Raw genomic sequence first — 1,381 nt, 5'->3', positions numbered from 1 at the left:
CACTGATGGTGTGGATGCCTCACCCCGGAACCGGCATCAAAGTGTGCCATAGTGGTGATATTGAAAGCACCAAATCGGAGGAGACATCCATGAACGAAGTTACAATGATTGGCGTCGACTTGGCAAAGTCAGTTTTCCAAGCGCATGGCGCGACGGCGACGGGTGAGCCCGTCTTCCGTAAGAAATTATCTCGGGGCCAGTTCTTAAAGTTCCTCAGCGAGCAGTCGTCTTGTGTGGTCGCGATGGAAGCATGTGCGTCATCGCATTATTGGGGCCGTGAGATCATGAAGCTCGGCCACGAGGTCCGTTTGATCCCACCTATCTATGTGAAACCGTTCGTTAAGCGTCAGAAGAATGACGCGAACGACGCTGAGGCAATTGCAGAAGCTGCGGTCCGGCCCACAATGCGATTTGTACCTGTTAAATCGGCTGAACAACAATCTCGCTCTATGGTCTTTAAGACGCGAGATCTGTTTGTCCGGCAACGGAATGCGATTATTAACGCGTTGCGGGGTCATTTGATGGAATATGGTATAGTCGCTCCACCTGGCCTGACCTTTGTGAAGAAGTTGGCAGAACAGATTGAAGACCCAGAAAGCGATTTATCCCCTATCGTCGTTGAACTCAGTCGGCTGCATCTGGATCAACTCAGTACCATCACGGATAAGATAGTTGTGATAGAGCGGCGTCTAAAAGATGAAGCAAAGACTGACCCAGAAACCATAAGATTACAAACCGCGCCGGGTGTTGGTCCAGTGAGTGCGATGGCAATCAAAGCTTTCTCTCCCCCGCTGGAGGGTTTCAAGCGAGGGCGTGATTTTGCGGCTTGGCTTGGGCTGGTACCTGTCCAGAAATCCACAGGCGGGCGGCAAATATTAGGCCGCACCTCAAAAATGGGCCAACGCGATATCCGACGATTGCTGATTATTGGGGCCATGACCCGTATCAGATGGGCGATCAAAAACGGTCCACCCAAAGGATCATGGTTGGAACAGATGTTGGAACGCAAGCCTCGTATGCTCGTGGCAATTGCGCTGGCAAACAAAACCGCCCGAACAATTTGGGCCATGATGACGAAGCAACAAGATTATCGAGATCCGATCGCGGCAGTGTAAACTGCAACGCTCGGTATGATGTGAGAAGGACATTGAGACAGTAAGGACAAAATGATCGACTAGATCGAGGTTAGGAAAACCAGGCCCTCCCAGAGAGTTAATAGCTCGTGGCATTGATTTGGACCCGACCTTCGCATCGCCATACCGGCCCGCGGCATGTGAAACGTCGCAAACTGAGGCCTGACACATGACCGTACCCGATCACATGTACAAACTGTTGAAAGAATCTCTTGCATTGAACGGGGCATCCACACATGGGAGGGCGA

Annotated in this window: 1 protein-coding gene; it reads left to right on the top strand. The window is 51.5% G+C overall.

Features of this window, described 5'->3' with window-relative positions:
• Positions 1-89: 89 nt before the first annotated feature.
• Positions 90-1,115: an IS110 family transposase gene (locus AB9F26_RS22065; protein WP_369769106.1), complete on the top strand. Its 1,026-nt coding sequence runs from the start codon at positions 90-92 to the stop codon at positions 1,113-1,115.
• Positions 1,116-1,381: the final 266 nt, after the last annotated feature.

The sequence above is a fragment of the Falsihalocynthiibacter sp. BN13B15 genome (assembly GCF_041205415.1).
In the GTDB taxonomy this organism is placed as follows: Bacteria; Pseudomonadota; Alphaproteobacteria; order Rhodobacterales; family Rhodobacteraceae; genus Falsihalocynthiibacter; species Falsihalocynthiibacter arcticus.
Note: the sequence above shows the minus strand (reverse complement) of the source record. Positions and strands in the feature narration are given on the sequence as shown.